18 protein-coding genes are annotated in these 18609 nt (G+C 57.3%); 7 read left to right on the top strand and 11 right to left on the bottom strand.

The window, feature by feature from the left end; translation table 11 throughout:
* Positions 1-3 precede the first annotated feature (3 nt).
* On the top strand, positions 4-723 hold the full coding sequence (locus tag R3F50_00220; protein ID MEZ5488729.1) for a DUF6445 family protein: 720 nt from the start codon (positions 4-6) through the stop codon (positions 721-723).
* A 74-nt stretch (positions 724-797) separates the two neighbouring features.
* Here the strand turns inward: R3F50_00220 and R3F50_00215 are convergent, their stop codons facing one another.
* Positions 798-1703: an alpha/beta hydrolase gene (locus tag R3F50_00215; GenBank protein ID MEZ5488728.1), complete on the bottom strand. Its 906-nt coding sequence runs from the start codon at positions 1701-1703 to the stop codon at positions 798-800.
* A gap of 140 nt (positions 1704-1843) precedes the next feature.
* A complete protein-coding gene (locus R3F50_00210; GenBank protein MEZ5488727.1) occupies positions 1844-2797 on the bottom strand; it encodes a hypothetical protein in 954 nt (317 codons plus the stop codon).
* 433 nt (positions 2798-3230) lie between these two features.
* Here R3F50_00210 and R3F50_00205 point away from each other — a divergent pair, with 433 nt between their 5' ends.
* The gene (locus R3F50_00205; GenBank protein ID MEZ5488726.1) at positions 3231-3971 is read left to right on the top strand and encodes a hypothetical protein; all 741 of its coding nucleotides are present in this window, start codon (positions 3231-3233) and stop codon (positions 3969-3971) included.
* A gap of 312 nt (positions 3972-4283) precedes the next feature.
* Here R3F50_00205 and R3F50_00200 read toward each other — a convergent pair whose 3' ends face one another.
* Positions 4284-6362 carry a PhoX family phosphatase gene (locus R3F50_00200; GenBank protein MEZ5488725.1) on the bottom strand — a complete coding sequence of 693 codons (2079 nt, stop codon included), beginning with the start codon at positions 6360-6362 and terminating at the stop codon, positions 4284-4286.
* 558 nt (positions 6363-6920) lie between these two features.
* Here R3F50_00200 and R3F50_00195 point away from each other — a divergent pair.
* Complete coding sequence (locus R3F50_00195) at positions 6921-7784, top strand: CPBP family intramembrane glutamic endopeptidase (GenBank protein ID MEZ5488724.1); 864 nt, start codon at positions 6921-6923, stop codon at positions 7782-7784.
* 173 nt (positions 7785-7957) lie between these two features.
* Here R3F50_00195 and R3F50_00190 read toward each other — a convergent pair whose 3' ends face one another.
* Together R3F50_00190 and R3F50_00185 are read right to left on the bottom strand one after the other, a co-directional pair.
* Entirely contained in the window at positions 7958-8578 is a 621-nt protein-coding gene (locus R3F50_00190; GenBank protein ID MEZ5488723.1) for a YceI family protein, read from the bottom strand.
* A 61-nt stretch (positions 8579-8639) separates the two neighbouring features.
* On the bottom strand, positions 8640-9641 hold the full coding sequence (locus R3F50_00185; protein ID MEZ5488722.1) for a cyclase family protein: 1002 nt from the start codon (positions 9639-9641) through the stop codon (positions 8640-8642).
* Positions 9642-9835: 194 nt separating this feature from the next.
* On the opposite strand from R3F50_00185, the gene gdhA reads away from it, so the two are divergent.
* Positions 9836-11173, top strand: a complete 1338-nt coding sequence (gene gdhA / locus R3F50_00180; protein ID MEZ5488721.1) for an NADP-specific glutamate dehydrogenase — start codon at positions 9836-9838, stop codon at positions 11171-11173.
* Between the two features lie 100 nt (positions 11174-11273).
* Here the strand turns inward: gdhA and R3F50_00175 are convergent, their stop codons facing one another.
* Together R3F50_00175 and R3F50_00170 are read right to left on the bottom strand one after the other, a co-directional pair.
* Positions 11274-11813 (bottom strand): hypothetical protein, encoded by a 540-nt coding sequence (locus tag R3F50_00175; protein ID MEZ5488720.1) that lies wholly within the window; start codon positions 11811-11813, stop codon positions 11274-11276.
* Between the two features lie 107 nt (positions 11814-11920).
* Positions 11921-13027 carry a pectin acetylesterase-family hydrolase gene (locus tag R3F50_00170; GenBank protein ID MEZ5488719.1) on the bottom strand — a complete coding sequence of 369 codons (1107 nt, stop codon included), beginning with the start codon at positions 13025-13027 and terminating at the stop codon, positions 11921-11923.
* 363 nt (positions 13028-13390) lie between these two features.
* On the opposite strand from R3F50_00170, the gene R3F50_00165 reads away from it, so the two are divergent.
* The gene (locus tag R3F50_00165; GenBank protein ID MEZ5488718.1) at positions 13391-13663 is read left to right on the top strand and encodes a hypothetical protein; all 273 of its coding nucleotides are present in this window, start codon (positions 13391-13393) and stop codon (positions 13661-13663) included.
* 39 nt (positions 13664-13702) lie between these two features.
* Positions 13703-14152, top strand: a complete 450-nt coding sequence (locus R3F50_00160) for a MaoC family dehydratase (protein ID MEZ5488717.1) — start codon at positions 13703-13705, stop codon at positions 14150-14152.
* Here R3F50_00160 and R3F50_00155 read toward each other — a convergent pair.
* The 3 genes from R3F50_00155 to R3F50_00145 all read right to left on the bottom strand — a co-directional run bounded on the left by R3F50_00155 (position 14149) and on the right by R3F50_00145 (position 16891).
* A complete protein-coding gene (locus R3F50_00155) occupies positions 14149-15072 on the bottom strand; it encodes a cation diffusion facilitator family transporter (GenBank protein MEZ5488716.1) in 924 nt (307 codons plus the stop codon). The genes R3F50_00160 and R3F50_00155 overlap by 4 nt on opposite strands.
* Positions 15073-15161: 89 nt before the next feature.
* Entirely contained in the window at positions 15162-16058 is an 897-nt protein-coding gene (locus tag R3F50_00150; protein MEZ5488715.1) for an alpha/beta fold hydrolase, read from the bottom strand.
* A gap of 17 nt (positions 16059-16075) precedes the next feature.
* The gene (locus tag R3F50_00145; protein MEZ5488714.1) at positions 16076-16891 is read right to left on the bottom strand and encodes a tetratricopeptide repeat protein; all 816 of its coding nucleotides are present in this window, start codon (positions 16889-16891) and stop codon (positions 16076-16078) included.
* A gap of 86 nt (positions 16892-16977) precedes the next feature.
* On the opposite strand from R3F50_00145, the gene R3F50_00140 reads away from it, so the two are divergent.
* Positions 16978-17832 carry an NAD-dependent protein deacetylase gene (locus R3F50_00140; protein ID MEZ5488713.1) on the top strand — a complete coding sequence of 285 codons (855 nt, stop codon included), beginning with the start codon at positions 16978-16980 and terminating at the stop codon, positions 17830-17832.
* Here the strand turns inward: R3F50_00140 and R3F50_00135 are convergent.
* On the bottom strand, positions 17794-18393 hold the full coding sequence (locus tag R3F50_00135) for a hypothetical protein (GenBank protein MEZ5488712.1): 600 nt from the start codon (positions 18391-18393) through the stop codon (positions 17794-17796). The two genes, R3F50_00140 and R3F50_00135, sit on opposite strands and share 39 nt — an antisense overlap.
* Positions 18394-18609 lie beyond the last annotated feature (216 nt).

Genomic DNA, 18609 nt, shown 5'->3' with positions numbered 1-18609 from the left:
CTGATGGGCTCTGTAATCGAATTCAATCCTGACTACAGGATCGAGGTGCGAAAACTGGCCGGCGGATCTGCGCTGGTGATCGTGGATGATGTGCTGCGCGATCGGGAACAGCTGGTGAGGCTCGCCCAGGAGCAGTTTCCGCAGATACCGCCGGGAGGTCGCTGGCATTACCCCGGTATCGAAGTGCAGCTGGCGGAGGACTTCGCCGAGCCCTGCGCGCGTTTTTTCCGGCGTCATGTGCGCGAATATTTTGATCTGTCGAGGCTGGTCAGGGAAGCCTATGCACGACTCAGCATGGTTACCGTCGCTCCCGAACAACTTACCTGGATGCAGCGCATGTGTCATGTTGATATTTCGAGCACTACCCCCGGTGAATGTGTCATCGCCTCGGTACTGTATCTTTTCGAAGACTGTGAGCTGGGAGGTACGGCTTTTTTCACACAACGGCCGGAAGTAACGCCCTATCTCGAGCTGCTCGAGCAGGGGAACCCGGGCCCCAGATCTGCAGAGTTCGAATTCTTTCAGCAGGCACCTGTCTATCACACGGGAAGTAACGAGTTTTTCCAGTTGGATCAGGTGGCCGAAGCGCGCAGCAACCGGATGATCTTCTACCGGGGGAATGTTCACCATAGCGCCCACATCATTGCGCCACAGCTGTTATCTGAGGACCCTGCAAAGGGCCGGCTGACCCTTAACGGGTTTTATCGGGTGGCAACCCGGTAATCTAGGGGACAGACCACGTTTATTTCGTCGTTAAAAATAAACGTGGTCTGTCCCCTATTCGCCCTATTCCGTGTCTACCAGGAAGTCTTGCCCAACAGCCGCATGATAGCCACGATCGTGGCATCGTAACCTCGGGAACCCTCCCTGACGAAGGCGCCGTGCTCCTCGTTGCTGATAACCTGCACATTGATCTCGTCACCGGCTATGACTGCCAGGGCAGGATAATCGGGTATGCGCATGGTGGTCTTGCCCTGAGCGAGAATCCTCGGCAGGGATACCGGGTACCGGTAGGAGCTCACCACAAACTCCTGGGGAATGCCCCAGGGCAGCCACTCCAGAGGTGAAATCTGACGAAAATTATCGAGGTTTTTCTCAACCGGGCCGCCCACCAGGTTTTCGAGCAGTGGCTCGCCACAATAGATCTCTCCAGAGGTGCCATAGGAATCGATGACCTCCGGATTAATATATGCATCGGCCATGACAAGCCCCATTGGCTCTACTTTCGCTGCAACGTATATTTCGCTGTCAGGTGGCAGCTGTGAACGCATGGCCAGCCATGCACCAAAGTGACCACCTGCCGAATGGCCAACCACCAGCGCTTGATCGGTATCGATCGGGTAGTCCTCGGCAATGGACTGCAACTTGTCGAAGCCATAAGCAATATCCTGCCAGGTTCCGGGCCAGCCGCCGCCAGGGTCGGTGGCGCCACGGTATTGCAGGTTCCAGGCCGCGATACCATTTTCAGTCATTACTTTTGACATAGCACGGTAGGCGTTCATCAGTCCTTCACTGGAGCGCCAGCACCCGGCGTGAAGAAAGGTGACCACCGGAAAAGGGCCTTCTCCCGCAGGCAGGTATAGCTCGCCGTACTGCATGGAATCCGGACCGTATTGGATCCTGGTCTGGGCGGAGATGTTGAAGGGTGTGCATAAAGCCAGCAACAAAATTGCCAGCAGGGTATTTGACCGGGTTGTTTTCATAAGATTCTCTAATTGCCTTGCCTGTTAACTGATGAAGATTATAAGGGGTAATAGGGGACAGACCACGTTTATTTCGTTTATTCAGTCGCTAAAAATAAACGGGTAATAAAAATAAACGTGGTCTGTCCCCTATATACGGGTCAGTCGGTTATCCCAAGCTCTGATCGGACCTCGATAACCCGCTCGCCACGCAGGGCACCAGTCATGCTGTAGTTACCCTCGTGGCAGGAGTATTCGTAAATATGTCCGCTGTCATCCCGGGTGAGAGAATACTCGCCGCGCCAGGGCTCCGAGTAATAAACCGGATCATCTACCGTGTACTGATAAAACAGTTCGGTATCAGAAACCCGCGTGAAGCGCTCGGTAACATGCGCATCGCCGCTGAGCAACATGGGGCGCCCCATGGTGGCGCGGGCCGGGATGTCAGCGTCGTAATGAGTTGTTTCCACCACCAGGGTGTCGCCTTCCCAGCGGCCTATGGAGTGGCCTTCCATGGTCCGAATAGCGTCGGGACGCCCCTGTCCGTCCATATGGATGACCCGCAGCGGCGCATTTTCTTCGCTGAAAAAAGCAATCTTGTCAGGGGTCTGTACGATGCCATGGTACAGCTGGTAGGAAAACGCCCGCATGGGCGGTGAGCCCCAGGCTTCGATACAGCGTTCCACGCCGGGTCGCTGCTCGGGGTGATCGAAACCGGTACCCTCAAAATAGCCATAGGCGGCGCTCCGGGCGCCGAATTCATTGTAGGGCAATCTGCCGTTTTCCGGGTGGACGATGATGGAGCTGCGGTATTCGCCTTTCACCATGGCCAGCACCGGCGGGCCGAAGTTATCGATATCGGGGTCCGTGTTGCCGTCAAGACCACCTTGCTGATGGACAGCCTGGGCGAAGCCGGCAGCCTGTTCGGGCCCCAGCACAAGAGGAAGACCCTCGGGACGCTCCAGCAGGGTGTTGAACCGGGTACCCCAGACGCCCTGTAGATCGGGCTGGCCGTGCTCGGTTCTGGGTGCCTGGTATGCGCTATCGGTCTGGGCATTGGCCCATACGCTGATCAGGCAGGATGAAAATAGCATAAAAAGGGCGCGCGTCTGCATAGTGATGTCCTCGCAATTATGGTGGCATCGGGACCGAGTCGACTGCGTGCTCTAGCCGGAATTCAGAGCCAGGCCATTGGCTTTCAGCACGAGCCCATGACCTCGGTCAAGCGGCGTCGTCTGGGGATTTTCAGGTGTCAACCTGTCAGCCTTGACAGTGATTTAACTACAAAATCATTGCCGATACCACCGCAGCGGAAATTGCCCCTTCGGGTGGGGCCTGTCGGGCGTCACTGGGGCGTTGTCGCGCTTGGCTGGGGCTGGGCCATTCCCTGCGCACGACGCCGCAGTGACGCCCGACAGACTCCAGCAGAGCGTTGCCCTAATTAGTCAGTGGTTCCCTCGGGTGTAAGGCTGTGTCGCAAAAGTGACACACTGTTTCACTACTCTGATCGGATTTAATTTGCTCGCGCTGCGAAATCGCTGACTTACTATGGAAATCTTTCGTTGCCTGTGGCCATGGACGCTGCTGCTGCACTTTATGCTGGGCAGCCAGAGTCTCGCCCGGGAATCCGACCAGCCTGGTTCGGAGCCTCCAGTGGGTCAGTTTACGTTGTTCGGTGAAAGTCCAGACGGCGACAGCGCCACAGAACAAGAGACGAGGGAGGCGAATCGCCGTCGGCGTGCTGCCGACTCGGATGAACCAGAATTCACCTTGTTGGGCACTTCTCGCATTGGCGATCGCTACAGCGCCATCCTGAGACACCGGGATGGAACCGAGATCGTCGTCGTTAGTAGCGGCGGACGCGAGACTTCGATTTCCGGGTACGAGCAGTATGCCATGCTGGAAGTAAATGCCGGTCAGGTATCTATTCGCTTTCCCGACGAGGCTGTCTGCGTGGAATCATCGGATGCCGGGGTGAAATGCCGGGACGATGGCATCGCCACTCTGGAGCTGACCGTCGGCACCCCGTTGGCCCTGGCCGTAATTGCAGGCCGCCTGGACGATATTCCCGGCCCCGCGTCGGTGGATTTTCAGCCGCCACCGGAATCCCAGGCGAGAACACTCAACCCTGGCCAGAACCCGCAACGACAGAGCATTGTCGCGCGTTTGACCGATAAGGGGCGAACGGGCGACCCGCAGACTCCGCGACGCATCGACCCTGCCGACGTTCCTCCTGGCATGAAGATCGTTGCCAAGCCGTCTGGAGACCTGCTGGTACCGGAAGACTGACCCGGATATCCCTCTCGGCAGTCCTGCTAAGTATTCTCCCGGCTAACGCCCTCCGGGACTTTCGCCCGGGCAGAATGCTCCACCTGCCGGTCAGGCAGGTTCGCGCGCTCTTCGGTCGCGAAAGCGCTGGATGACGCAGCCTGGAAAAACCGCACGACCGACCACTGGTGAAACATCCTGGCGAGACAGCAGCAATGAATCCCTGAAAAAGTTCCCAAACAAGGATTTCTTGACTGTTTACCATAAAAAAAGCCCCGGCTGTCGCCGGGGCTTTCTGTCTGCTTTTCAAAACAACGCGTGTTTCGTGATCCACTAAGAGCCGATTACACCACCGTCCTTCCTGGTGATGACAATTGTCGCATCGCGCGGAATGTCGCCCACGTTGCCCGGGAAGGAACTCAGCCCTCCGTCGATATCGGTGGCGGCATCGCCGGTGGCTGGTTCACCATCGCCCGGGTGCTGGATGTTAATGAACATGGTGCGCCGGTCCGGAGTGACGGTGATACCGGTTATTTCGCAGCCCGGTACGCCCGTGAACAGGCGCTTGATCAAAGGCGTGCCGTCAGCCTCCAGGCTGGTGGTGTCGGCAACCAGCATCTGGTTCTGCAGGCCATCCTTCTGGCCGCCGTCAGTCTGGATGAACAGGCGACCTTCCGGATCACACCAGATGCCGTCAGGATCCGCAAAGCTTTCCTCGGTGCCGTGCGTGTCCCGGGCGATCTGAAATACTTCCCAATCGAAGGAGGTGCCGCTGTGGCCATTGGTCTCGGTCCAGCAGACGATATGCCCGTCGGAATTGCCTCCCGGTCCGGCGATCGGATTGGGGCCAGAGGGGCCGGTATCGACCAGGCGCCCTCCGCTGTCGCTGGTAACCTTGACACCGGTATTCGTACGCTGGGAGTTGTTGGTCAGCGTGACGTAGACCTTGCCATCCGGCCCTACCGCAATCCACTCGGGACGGTCCATGGGGGTGGCGCCGACGATATCGGCCGCCAGCCTGGCATTGACCAGCATGTTGGCGAGATCGCCGAATCGTGCTTGCAAAGCCGGCACGTTCATGGACAGTTCCAGCCAGTCCCCGGTGCCGTCTTCGTTAAACTTGGCGACATACAACGTTCCGCGGTCCAGCGGGCTTTCCCCTTTGCGGCGCATTTTACGCCAGGGCTCGGCAGACACATATTTATAGCAGTAATCCCAGCGCTGGTCGTCCCCGTTGTAAACCACTATATGGCCATCATCGGCGACGTGAACTGTGGCGCCTTCGTTCTTCTTGCGACCGAGTGCAGTGCGCTTGACGGGCTTGGCATCCGGGTCCATGGGATCGATCTCCACGACCCAGCCGAACCGTTTATGCTCGTTGGCATAGTTCGGGCTGTTCAGGTCGAAACGCTCGTCGAAGCGGTGCCAGAAGTAGCCAAAGCCGTTGCTGTTCAAGCCGTAGCGGAGCTGAGCTTCGTCCGGAGTGAACGACGTGTCGGAACCGAAGTAGCCGTTGAAGTTTTCCTCACAGGTGAGGTAGGTACCCCAGGGGGTGTAGCCCATGGCACAGTTGTTCACGGTGCCAGCAGGCTCGTTCTGAGCGCTGTTATAAAGCGGGCTGGCCGGATTGCTGAGATCAAGTTCAGCCACTGGCCCACTGAATGCCACTGGTGTATTGACGTGCACCCGTCGTGCGTACTCGCTTTTCTGGACTTCCCACTTGGCGCCGCCGCGTCGTACACGTCGCCGCAGTTCCACGAGAGTTACCCCATGTGCATGCTGCGAGGCGCGAACTTCATCGAGTGATTCCGGGACATCTTTGCGCAATACGTGTGAATTGCTGCCAAACTCGTTGTTCATGCAGAGAATACCACGGTAATTTCCTAACCCTCGAACGCGTTTTCCCAGCCAGGGATTGCGGTATTCATCGGTACTCCAGTCACCATCGCCATCGTCGTCGCCCCAGTCCTCGTCATCTTCCCAACCCCATCGCGGTCGGAAGCGATTGAACATGGGGAAGAACCACATGCCGTCATGGCCGATACCAACCTGCTCGGCCTGGTTGTCCGGATCAACAGGGATGGAGAAAGCCGGACCGCCCGGCACAATCGGATCACCCCAGGGGAGAATAACCTGGTATTCATAGTCTGGGGAAATTGCCGGCTCGGGACCCTGACCTTCAGCTACGGAGACCGGCTCGAAACCGATCAGCGGGCGTCGTCTCCAGTTGCCCCAACGGTTGACCAGGCCATTGGCTTCCGCCATGCTGGTGGAGCCAAGTAATGCGGTGCCGGCCATTATCGTCGCGCCGCCTTTCAGCAGGTTGCGTCGTTCCTCATTGACGCGTAGAACGTCTTCGAACAATCGATTGCCCGAATCGTTGCTGGGAATATCTTCTTGATGGTCGTTCACAAATCGCACTCCTATATGTCGATGTATCGTGGTGAACGGCCAGACTAGTAAGCTTCGATGACATTCGGGTGACGAATTAATTAAGGAAAATTTAAACTTTTGTGACACGCTGTTGAAGTATCCAGGGCTGCTGTTGTCCCGCAAATTTCAGGTCATAAGACCCGCAGAACACCGAAGCCGGAGCCGGATTCAGTCGGTGTCAATGAGGTCTACCTGGCGCGACCAGTGCAGCGGCAGGCATGGTGAAGCAAATCCTTGATCTTGGCCGGTTTTGTCAATTCCAAGGTACTACTCCCTGTTTTGCCGGTCCCCTGACTGGTGGCGGTATTCTGCAGACAGGGGGGCTGAGCCTGTTACATCACTATGTTGCTATCCATCCGTAGGGCGAACGCCGGGTCATAATCAATCAGAGGCTCCCCAGTATTTGTTCGCTGATCTCCTGGCTGGTACCGCGAATTCGCTGTAACTATTACTCACCTTTGACGTATTCATACTGGTCAGCCTGGATCAACTCCAATCCCATTCAGGTTGATACCAAATAGCCCTTGGAGTAAGACTATGTGGAACAGACAAAACCCAATTTCGAACATTGCTATATTCTTTGTTCTGCTTGTGGCGCTCACAACGATAGGCTATTGGCTTATCTTCAGACTGGAACGTGCCAGCCCCTATATGCTGTCCGCAGGTTTGGCTGCCATGTGTACCTGCCTGCTCGTTGGCCGGCCAATTGCATCCTTGGGATGGCGATGGGGAAGTTGGAAAGTCCACTGGCAAAACTATCTGGTGCCACTGCTAATTGCTCTTTCAGCGTACTTAATAGTTTGGATCGCGGGGTTTGGTGGTTTTTATGATCGAAGCTTTGTTGAGGAATTGAAAACTGACTACAACCTGGATCAATGGAATAACGTAGCTATCTTCGTCTTCCATTTTCTGATTTCGGCTACTTTCAGTTTTGTTGTTTCGCTGCCTTCTATAATAGGAGAGGAGGTTGGATGGCGTGGATTTCTCGTACCTGAGCTTGCCAGATTAATGTCGTTTACGAATGTTGCGCTAATAAGCGGATTAATTTGGGCTATGTTTCACTGGCCACTCATGTTTCGAGGAATATATGGTTCATCAGGCACTCCGCTGGTCTACCAAATTTTCTTTTTTTCAGTTGGAATAGTGGCTATCTCCATTGTAATGACCTATTTCAGGTACAAGACGAACAGCCTTTGGCCTGCAGTCGTTTTCCATGCCAGCTATAACATCTTCTTTCAACAGGTATTCACGCCTCTGACACTGCAACATGAAAATTCTGCATGGTACATAGACGAATTTGGAGCAATTCCAGCATTGGTTTCTTCCGCCGCTGCGCTCTATTTTTGGAGAAAGGGTGTCAACGAATTCTCTACTTTCGAGGGCTTTGAGCCTCAGCATTGAAGACACTGGTTCGAAGACGGATGCTCTCACTTTGGCCCATTAGCCGTGTACCTGCAGGGGGGCTCTCAATCCTGTTGGCTGGCTTCGCCTTCCATCAGAAACGGCTGAATTTCCAGGTAAGGCCCGCGGCCTGCGCAACCGGACATTGATTGTCCGCTTACGCTCGAGTCCACTCACTGCCGCAATGCCTCAAACTCGAAGCGCAAAGTCACCTCATCTCCCACGAGGTCATTGGCCACTGCGTAGTCCATGCCCCACTGGCTGCGGAAGAGGGTGGTACGGGCAGAGATACCCAGGGCTTCCCGCCGGTGTCCGAACGGGTAACGAGCGCGTTTGTTGATTGTCACAGTCAGCTCGACGGGCCGGGTATTGCCCAGCAGGGTCAGATTGCCAGTCAGCGTGCCGTGTTCCTCTGCGCTGTTGCCGTCACCGTCTCTCGGAGTATAGTCGGTGGCCTCGAAGATGATGACGGGGTGATTTTCAGCATCGAGGAAGTCGTCGCTGCGCAGGTGATTGTCGCGGGCGTCATGGTTACTGAAAACACTTTCCGCCTGCACTTCAACCCGGCCGGAGCTGAGCGCTTTTGTCTCGGGGTCGTAGCGAAAGCTGCCTGATGCCTCAAGGAACATCCCCGGCTGCTGCTGAAAGCCGATGTGGGTGGCCGCAAACGCGATGGAAAAGTGCTCTGGATCGATTTGCCAGTCCGAAGCTTCCGCGCGGGCATCGGTCGCTGTCAGCATCAGGAAAGCTAGCAGGGGAGTGCACAGGTAGGCACCGGGGTAGAAATTCTGCATGGGGCCTCCTTGTGGCCAGTTGTATGTAGTGGTCTTACGATCGGTAGTGTTCTTCCGGTTTTCAGAATATAGCCAGTGGATTCAACGGCGAACCGGTGCCGCCCTCTACCCGCAGCGGTGCACCTACAAAAAGGAATTCCCAACGGTTCCGCTGTCGCGCCGCGGCGGCCAGGGCATCAAGGTCAAGGTTGTCCAGTAAGGGCATGCCCAGGCCGACCAGCACCAGTGCGTGCAGGGGATTGATCAGCCCCTCGACTCCGGAAGGCATGACGTCACTGACTCCGTCCGAACCAAGCACCGCAACGTCCCGCTCTTTCAGCCAACTGGCTACACTGGCGTGAGAGCCTGCGGCATTGCCGACGAAATTCCAGGAGCCCAACTGCCTGACCCGTTCCCAGCGGCCGGTGCGGATCAGCAGCACATCGCCGCTGCCGACGCGGATTCCGGTGCGTTGCTCCCAGGCTTCCAGATCGGCAGCCGTAATGGCAGTGCCAGGTTCCAGGTAGTCCACGCCGCGCAGCCAGGGCATGTCAATGAGAATGCCACGGGTAAAGACGCCCTGGTAGGCGTTATCGATACCAAGGCGGCTGGAGCCGTCGTCATTCAGTGCGTCTGTTGAGACCCCGTTATACATCTGCCCGTAATGGGCGAAGTGCGGCAGTCCATCCATGTGTGAATGGGCAAAGCCGTGGTACTGGACGGCGTAGCGGTCGCCTGCCACCTCATGGCCTCCGAAGGTGGAAATACTCAGGCTGTGCTCGAACGGGTTGGCATTGAGTGTGCTCTGTTCCTTGTTGACCGGCAGGGAGAGCGAAACCGGGTAACCTTCGGTTACCAGTCGGGCGGCTTCTACCCGCCTCTCCGGCGTGATGAGATTGAGAGTGCCCAGTTCATCTTCGTCGCCCCAGCGGCCCCAGTTGGAGATTTCCTCCATGAGAGCGTCAAACTCCATACGGCTCATCGGGCCTGGGGATTGAGCGGTCGCCTCCGCACCAATGCACAGAATCAGCAGGGCAGTGGAAAGGGTGTGAGCTGCGGAACAGGATCGCAACAGTGTTCTCATTGAGCTTCTCCGCTGATTACTTAATCTCTGGCGTGGCATAGGGAAAGCCGGCATTGGGATGGTCAGGGCACCCGGTGTTGTTCCGCCAGGTCAATCGTTAAACTGCATCATTACCGCGGGTCAAGTCAAGGGTGGCCGCGCTGAACCGTAAGTGACCAGGGCACGTACCACCCTTGAATCAACGGGGAGTAATCATGAGTGAAACTTATTTTGATCGTTTCTTTGCTGACCTGGAAAAACGCTACGCTGGGCAGAACGAATTCCTGCAGGCGGTCCGTGAAGTCTTGAATGATGTCTGCAATGAAATTCATGATCACAAGGAATACGAACGGGAGAGCCTGCTGCAAAGGCTCGCCGAGGCAGACAGGATTATCAGTTTCCGCGTCAGCTGGCAGGATGACCAGGGGGCGATCCATGTTAATCGTGGCTGGCGCGTACAGCATAGCAATCTGATAGGTCCCTACAAGGGTGGGCTCAGGTTTCATCCTTCTGTCACCGAGTCGGTGCTGAAGTTTCTTGCATTTGAACAAATGTTTAAAAACGCACTGACAGGAATGGGTATCGGTGGCGCCAAGGGCGGCTCTGATTTCGATCCGCGCGGTCGTTCGGACCGGGAGATCATGCGGTTCTGCAATGCCTTCATGGATGAGTTGTATCGACACATAGGTGACAATATCGATGTGCCGGCCGGGGATATCAATGTGGGAAGCCGTGAGATCGGTTATCTGTTCGGCCACTACCGACGCCTGGCAAACAATTTTTCCGGAGTGCTGACCGGGAAAGACATCGAGTTCGGGGGCAGTCATGTGCGCCTGGAAGCGACCGGCTTCGGGCTGATTTATTTTGTCAGGAATATGCTTGAGAACCTGGAGAAATCCCTGAAAGACTGCATCGTTGTGCTTTCCGGGAGTGGTAATGTCGCCATCTATGCCGCAATCAAGGCGGTTGAACTCGGCGCACAGGTTATCACGCTGTCCTCCAGTCAGGGGTACCTGCAGGTTGCAGAGGGGTTCAGAAAAGAAGAGTTGCAGGCACTGTTGAAGGCCGGCGGCGATTCTACCGAGCGGCTGCAGAGCCTGGGCGTGGGCAAGTGGATAGATGATCAGCAGCCCTGGCAGGAAAGCTGCGATATCGCGCTGCCCTGTGCCACCGAAAATGAGCTGGACAAAGATGCCGCCAGGTATCTGGTGGAAGGCGGTTGCTGGCTGGTAGCCGAAGGCGCCAACATGCCCTGTACCGAGGGCGCCATCGACTATCTGGAGGAGCATCAGGTACTGCATGCGCCGGGTAAAGCCTCCAATGCCGGCGGGGTGGCAGTGTCAGCGCTGGAAATGGGCCAGAACCGACGTTTCCTGCGGCGCGGCTACGATGAATTGAATGTGGAGCTGGAGGGGATAATGAAGACTATTCACCAACAGTGCGTGGACCATGCCCCGGAGCACGGGAATGGTTTCATTAATTACCGGCGCGGTGCTAATCGTGCCGCCTTCAGGCGCATACGCAGTGCCCTGCTGGCCCAGGGTGTGGGCTGAGACCCGTCCAGGTCTCAGCCTCCAGGCGTAAGTGGGAATGGGCTGGTAAACAGTGGTTGATGCAGCGGCGGAGTGAATGCCCGGTCACGCCCCGCCAGTGCTATTCGTAGACCAGCTCCATGACCTGATTGGGGTCACCGCGAAAAATAATGTAGCCGATGCTGTCTGTGACGATTTCATGCCAGCCGTGGGGCATACCCTTGGGGATGATGGCGATGTCGCCAGGTTTGACCTTCTGCAGGACCCCACCCTTGATTACGCCGCGATGCATTCCCCCGAGGAGGTCGCTGTGGGTCACCTGGGGGTCGACAAATTCGCCGCCCGTCACCATGGTGCCTTCGCCGGAAACGATGTAGTAAATCTCATCCAGGTCCGTGTGGGCGATCCCGGTTTCCTGTTCAGTGACTGGTGTGTTGCTGCGCTGCACTACAGAGACACCCATGAACTCTTCGCCGACATCGATATGCCTGACGACGATGTCACTGACGGTCCGGCCATTGGCCAGGTTTACAAGCCCCTGGTCGAATACCGCGTCGACCTCTTTCTTGTTGATAATGACAGAGCCCTCCAGCTGGGCCAGGGTGGCGCTCATGGCCACGCCGGCGAGCAGGGCGATCAGGGTGGTAAGCATGGTTTTCATGAATCTTTCTCCGCTTGGCATTCATTGACTAGTCAGCGCGATACTCTGCGTTAATAAATCTGCGTTAATAAATAAGAGTTCCCCTGGTGTTTACAGCCGGATTAACTTTATTCGTCCGGTGCCATTGCACAGCCGTCAGCTTCGTTAACACAGCTTATGTCACGTACCGGCCTGCCGTTGATCAGGTCATCCACCCAGTCGACGAAGCGTACGCCTTCCACCTCATAGCTGTAAAAAAGCGGGCTGCGCAGGATTGTATGCACGGTACCCCCGGCGGTGTAGCTGTGCAGTGAATCCACCGCGCTTTCAATTTCCACGTAATGATTCAGTATGCGTTGTGCCAGGCTGAAACTGCCGGGTGGGTCGCCGATCAGGTAGGAGAAGTTGTATTGCACTGCATCTTCGGCGGCGTTGTACTGAGCGATAGTGAGGTTCGGACTGTGCCTGGCGCTGGCGATGTAAAAGTCTTCAAAAGTGAGAGTGTCATTGGTTTTACCCGCATAGTCGGGCCAGTCGGGCAGAATGGCGGCGGTGTCCCAGGCATTGAAGGTGTTCGGCAGATCCGGGCTGTTGTAGCCACCAGCCGCATCGGCAATCAGCACTACCGGCGTGTCGGCATAGTGTTCGGCCACGAAGCCTGCATAGAACGACGAACCAATGGCGCCGGCGCTGCTGCCGCCGATTACAACGCGCTCCGGCGCATCGAAATTCTGATATATCCAGTCCAGAACAGTGGTGCTGTTGAGGTAGCCGTTATGGTAGGTGTTAATCGTGACCTCGCCACCCTCGGCGTTGGTGTAACTGTAAAATCGTTCCCCCGCGCCGACGAACACGTCGCCGGTGCAATAGGGAAGAAACACCATGTCATAGTCCCGGAACGGATTGTCGGTGGCATCCTCGGCAAAGATGCCATGCCCCAGGGCCGGGTTGTTGGCATCCATGTCGGCAAAGGGGCTGTGGACATTGGGCTGACTGTTGAGGTCGCAGGCCTGTCCGAACCAGCAGGCGCCGCCGCCATTGAAATAAATGAGCAGGTTGTCGCTGCTTGCCGATGGATTGGCGTAGAACTGGTACGGTGTGCCGGCAGAACACAACCCACCAGTGGGGATGGCGGTCCAGCCATCGTCCAGGTCGGCCACCGAGGGTAGGTTGCTTTGGGCTGCCAGGGCCGAACAGAAAATCATGCCGACCAGGAAAAGGACTGCTTTCTTCATTGGATTTACTCTATTGGATTAACTCTGCGGTTACGTAGCAATCCATGCTACCGCCTGCGCTGGCAGTTGTCGATACAGGCGTGCGGGCCCGTCGGTCGGGGTTTACTTGCGACAGGCATATAGAGTGTAATCCCGAATCTTTTGGCGACAGGAGGGCACTTGCGCCGGGCAGAATCCGCGCCAAGGGCGTCCCTGCCAGTTATCCCGTGCCGCAGTGCCTGCCGCGTGTGGTCCAGGTTGCGCCAGAACACCATGGAAACAACGATGGCCATCGACTACCAGCATTCACTCCAGCGGGGCTTCGGTACCCGGCAGCAGACTTACACGGAACAGGACACTATCCTTTAAACGCTGGTAATCGGTATGGGCCAGGACCCGCTGGATGAAAAGTGTTTGCGCTTCGTTCACGAAGAGGGTCTTAAAGCCATGCCCAGTCAGGCTGTTGTGCTGGCCTACCCGGGTTTCTGGGCTCGCGAGCCTGATACCGGAATAGACTGGGTGCGGGTGTTGCATGCCGGACTGGAGGTTATTATTCACAAGCCACTGCCGCCGTCTGCGACTGTGGTGGCCACGACCCGGATAACGGAAGTGAACGACAAAGGGGCACGGCTTGGCGCTCTGGTAATTGCAGAATGAACGGTTTCAGACAAGCAGGCACGTGAAGACTACGGTACCCTGAAGACCACAATTCTGTGCCGTGGTGACGGCGGTTTCGGCGGTCGAAGAAAAGCGTCGCCGAAACCGGATCGCATTCCAGACCGGCCTCCCGACAAAGTCTGCGATCTTCCAACCTTGCCGCAGCAGGCTTTAATTTATCGCCTCTCCGGTGATTTCAATCCTTTGCACGCTTCGCCAGCGCTGGCCCGGGAAGCAGGATTCAAAGCGCCGATTCTGCATGGGTTGTGCCCCTTTGGCGTGGCGACCCACGCGATTCTTAAATCCTGCTGCGACTACCAGACAGATTGGCTTAAGCGGATTCGGCTGCGTTTTTCCGCGCCGGTTTACCCCGGCGAAACCATCAGTACCGAGATCTGGCACCAGGGTGACAGTGAAGTGGTATTCCGTTGCCGATCCCTTGAGCAGGACCGAACAGTCATCAACAACGGAGTTGCCGTGTTCCGCTAGTCGCCGAGGGGGCGGCTCTGCAGGGCTTCGGCTTCCACAAACACCCTGCGCACATTAAGGAATTGTTTCTTGATCGATGCGTCCAGCAGCACTACGCTCTGTTCGATATCTGTCGCCGAGGCAGAGTCGCTGAACTTCACACTCAGATTGACCAGAATAAATTCCGGGCCCATGTGCATAGTGAGTACCTCGTTCACGCTGTCGACCAGCGGAATGCCGGCAGCGAGACCCCGAATGCCCTCGACCACTTCCACATTGGCACGTTCCCCGATCAGGAGACTTTTGGTCTCGACGGCCAGCCAGATGGCTGTGCCCCCCAGAATCAGGCCTATCACGATCGAGGCGATGCCATCCAGGTAGAGGTTGCCGGTAACCTGGGTTAAAAAAGTGGCAAGCAGAGCAACCAGCAGGCCAAGCATGGCTGCCGAATCCTCGAACAGTACGACAAACATGGAAGGGTCCTTACCCCGCTGCACGGCTTCGATATAGCCCATGGGGCCGCGGGTCTTGTTGAACTCCCGCAGGGCGAAGTACCAGGCGCCGCCTTCGAAGATGATGGCCAGCGACAGTACCACGTAACTGATCATCAGGTTTTCCAGCGGCTGCGGATCAGTGAGGCGATGGATGCCTTCGTAGAGGGAAATGCCGGCGCCGACAGCAAAGATCAGGATCGCGACCACGAAACTCCAGAAGTAGATTTCCTTGCCATGGCCGAAGGGGAAGCGGTCATCGGCGGGCCGGGCGGCTTTTTTAAGGCCATACAGCAGCAACACCTGGTTGCCGGTATCCACCAGCGAATGCACGCCCTCGGACAGCATGGCCGAGCTGCCGGTCAGAAAGGCGGCAATGAACTTCATGACGGCGATCAGAGAATTGCCGAGCAGCGCCGCATAGATGACGATTTTGCGTGAAGAGGCCATGATGTCGGGGTCCGGACCCGCGGGCGGTATGAGAGGGTCGGTACCGGGCGCAGGATTCAGAATTCCCTGCGACCGGTGCCGGTATGACGTCAGTCAGCGGCGTTGGTGCTGGCCGAGCGGACTTTAGGGTGAGCGAACAGCCACTGAACCACGTTGGTACTGAAGCTGTCTGAAATGGCTGGGATATGAGAACCCCCTTCAATGGTCCAGAGTTCACTGGAGCCACCAGGCTGACAGTCGGAATCGTACCTTACTACGCGGGTATCAAGACCTGGCAGTTCTCGCTCGAGGTCGAGCCGGGCAACCTCCAGGCCGGACCGGGCACAGCCATTGTAGGTTGCCCAGCGTTCAACTGTCTCCGTGGCGCCAGGGTAGCGGTTGCCCGCGATACTATCGCCATCATAGGCAATGGTGCCGTCTTCGGTGCCATGGATCTGCAGGATATGCACGGGGCTGCGCGGCTCTGGTCTGGGCTCGGCAGCCTCGGCGCCAGCCAGACTGGCGATGGCTGCAATGGTGTCAGGGTATTGTTGGGCAATATGGTAGGACATGAACCCACCGTTGGAGTGACCTACCAGGTAGATCCGGTCCGGGTCGATACTGAAGCGCTCCCTGATCTGATTGATGATGGACATGATATAGGCAGCATCATCCTCTCCGGCCGCAAAGAAGTCGCAGCAGGCCTTGGACGCGTTCCAGAAGCGGTTATTGGAGCCGCCGGCTTCCTGCCGGCCATCGGGCGCGATAAACAGGTACCCGTACTGCTCGGCCAGGGCGCTGAAACGCATATAGGCATCCTGACGGGCGCCGCTGGACCCGTAACCGTGCAGCAGCACCAACAAAGGAGCCGGGTCGCTGTCTGAGTAGCTGGCAGGCACGGTCAGGGGCAGTCCGCCGCGCCCCGCATCGATCGACTGGGCGCTGGCCAGAGAGGCCAGCAGCAGACTACTGGCGATGAGACAGGTGATAACTGATTTATTGCGCACCGTGGAACTCCTTTTTGTTAACAGTCACTGTAACTGCGGGCGCGACAGGCGACGGCCATTTCGCGGGCTTCGTCCACCTGGTCACCGGTCATTTCCTCTTCCAGGTTCCTTTGCATCAGTCGGGCGCTGGAATTACCGTTGGCGGCGGCGACATTGATCCACATGGCCGCTTTTACCAGGTCTTTCATCAACCATTGTCCCTGGTGGTACATGGCGCCCAGTTGATACTGGGACTGGGCATAGCCCTTCTGTGCCGCCATACGGAACATGCGCTCGGCTTCGATCAGGTTGATCTCACCACCCTGGCCGAAATAGTGCATCATTCCCAGGCTGTGAATGGCAGGCAGATAGTCCTGGTCCGCGGCGCGCTGCAGCCACATCAGGCCGGCCTCGTAGTCCGGATCACTGACGGTACCGGACTGGTAAATGATACCCAGTTCCTGCTGGGCATCGGCCAGACCCTGTTCAGCAGCTGCGGTCATCAGACGCATGGCTTCGCCCGGGTTGCGTTCGACGCCAATGCCGATCAGATACATGTTGGCAAGCTCTCTTTGCGCCGGGCCATGGCCCTGTTCCGCAGCCAGGCTCAACATCTGTGCACCGGCGGCCATGTCCAGGTCGACGTACTGACCGCTGCGATACATGCGTGAAAGAATGTATTGGGCATCGACGCTGCCTTCACTGACCAGCGGCACCAGCTCGTTATAGGCCGTTTCGTAGTCGCGCATCTCGTAGGCCCGCAGGCCGTCTTCCAGGCCGGCATGGGCCAGCAGTGGCAGGAGGCCGGCCAGCAGTGTAAAAGTGTAGTGGGAAATTCTGTGTCTATGGTTCATGGCATACCGGCTCGTTCTGAAGTAAAACCCGAAGTATACTTGGTGGGACAGCTGTTTGCGAAATTTGCCAAGGTGGTCCACCCGCTGTGATCAATCGTCTGATGGATTTTATCCATGATCACCCGCGACTGCTGGTGCTGACCGGCGCCGGTTGCAGCGTCAACTCGGGGATTCCTGCCTACCGGGATGGCCGGGGCAACTGGCAGCGCAGCGATCCCATCAAACACCAGGAATTTATCAGCTGTCTGGCCAGTCGCAAACGCTACTGGGCGCGCAGTTATGTCGGCTGGCCTCCGGTAAAAAATGCCTTGCCCAACGCTGCACACCGGTCTCTGGCGAACCTGGAGAGCCTGGGGCGGATCGATCTGCTGGTGACCCAGAACGTGGACCGTTTGCATCAGCGCGCGGGGCAGCGCCATGTCATTGATCTGCATGGCCGTCTTGATCAGGTGGTGTGCCTGGAATGCCGCCACGTAAGCCACAGAGATGAAGTACAGCAGCAGCTGGAGGCGCTGAACCCTCACCTCGGCGCTACTGAACCGGCCGCCTCTCTGGCCCCCGACGGTGATGCCGATGTAGCGGATTCCCTGGTGGAAAAGCTCTCTGTGCCCCTCTGTCGCTACTGCGGGGGCCTGCTCAAACCCAATGTGGTGTTTTTTGGCGATTCGGTGGATCGCTCGCTGGTCGAATTCATCTTCGAGAGGCTGGAAAACAGTGACGGCCTGATGGTTGTGGGCAGCTCACTGATGGTTTTTTCCGGTTACCGCTTCTGTCGTCACGCTGCCCGGCACAACAAGCCGATTGCCTGTATCAACGCCGGTCAGACCCGGGCCGATGACCTTTTTACCCTCAAGCTGGAGCAGGACTGTGGTGAGGTGCTTCAGGCTCTGAGCCAGGCACTGTCAGGGAGGGGTGCTGCGATCGTAGACCCGGACCAGTGAGATAGGGGCGCCAAAGACAAACGGTTGCAGAGTCATTTCCACGCGCAGGCGCTGGCCCTCGGCTTCGATGACATAGCTCTCCAGGGTAAATCCGCCGTCCTGTGGCCGGGCCTCCACCTTCAGTGACGCGCCGCTCCAGTTGCCGAAGGAAAAATCTTCCCCGCCCTGATCGAAATAATCACTCGCACCGGTGGTACGGCGCCGGCCGTCGGTATGAAATACCCGTCGGTAACCGTCCGCGTACTCGAACACGAATTCCGGCTCTTGGTAGCTGATCATGAGTACGTCGTCGTAGGAGAGTCGGTCATACAATTCCTGATCCGGCGGGCCGCCGCGGTAGCGGTCTTCTTCCGGCTTGCTGAACCAGCTTCGCCGCGGCACCTTGCCGCCGGCGGCACGGATGGCCTCCTCCACCTGGTCGTCGGTGTTATCACTCAGCTCTTCGTTTATCACCCAGTAGCCACTGAGGGACAACCCGAGGTCAAGCCCGGGTGCCTCCCGGGCCACGCCGTTGAACGGCAGCCACAGTAAGATCGTCAGTTTTATCAGTGCGTTGCGCATGTGGCCTGTCAGTTGTGGGGGCAAGGAGTCTGAACTTTATGCAAAAAGACCGTCTTTGTGCAAGGGGCAGGCGGTCAAGAGTCCCTGGTAGCGAGACCAGCCGTGCCCGTCCCCGCACTGCGCGGATTCCTGCTCACCGACAGAGGCCCGTGCCGGCGGCACTTATGGAGCCTGTCCAGTCAGGGTATACTGGCGACCTTTGCGCCGGGACCGGGC

It is taken from the genome of Gammaproteobacteria bacterium, from assembly GCA_041395725.1.
GTDB lineage: Bacteria > Pseudomonadota > Gammaproteobacteria > Pseudomonadales > Pseudohongiellaceae > NORP240.
This window is presented reverse-complemented; position numbering and strand designations above follow the sequence as displayed.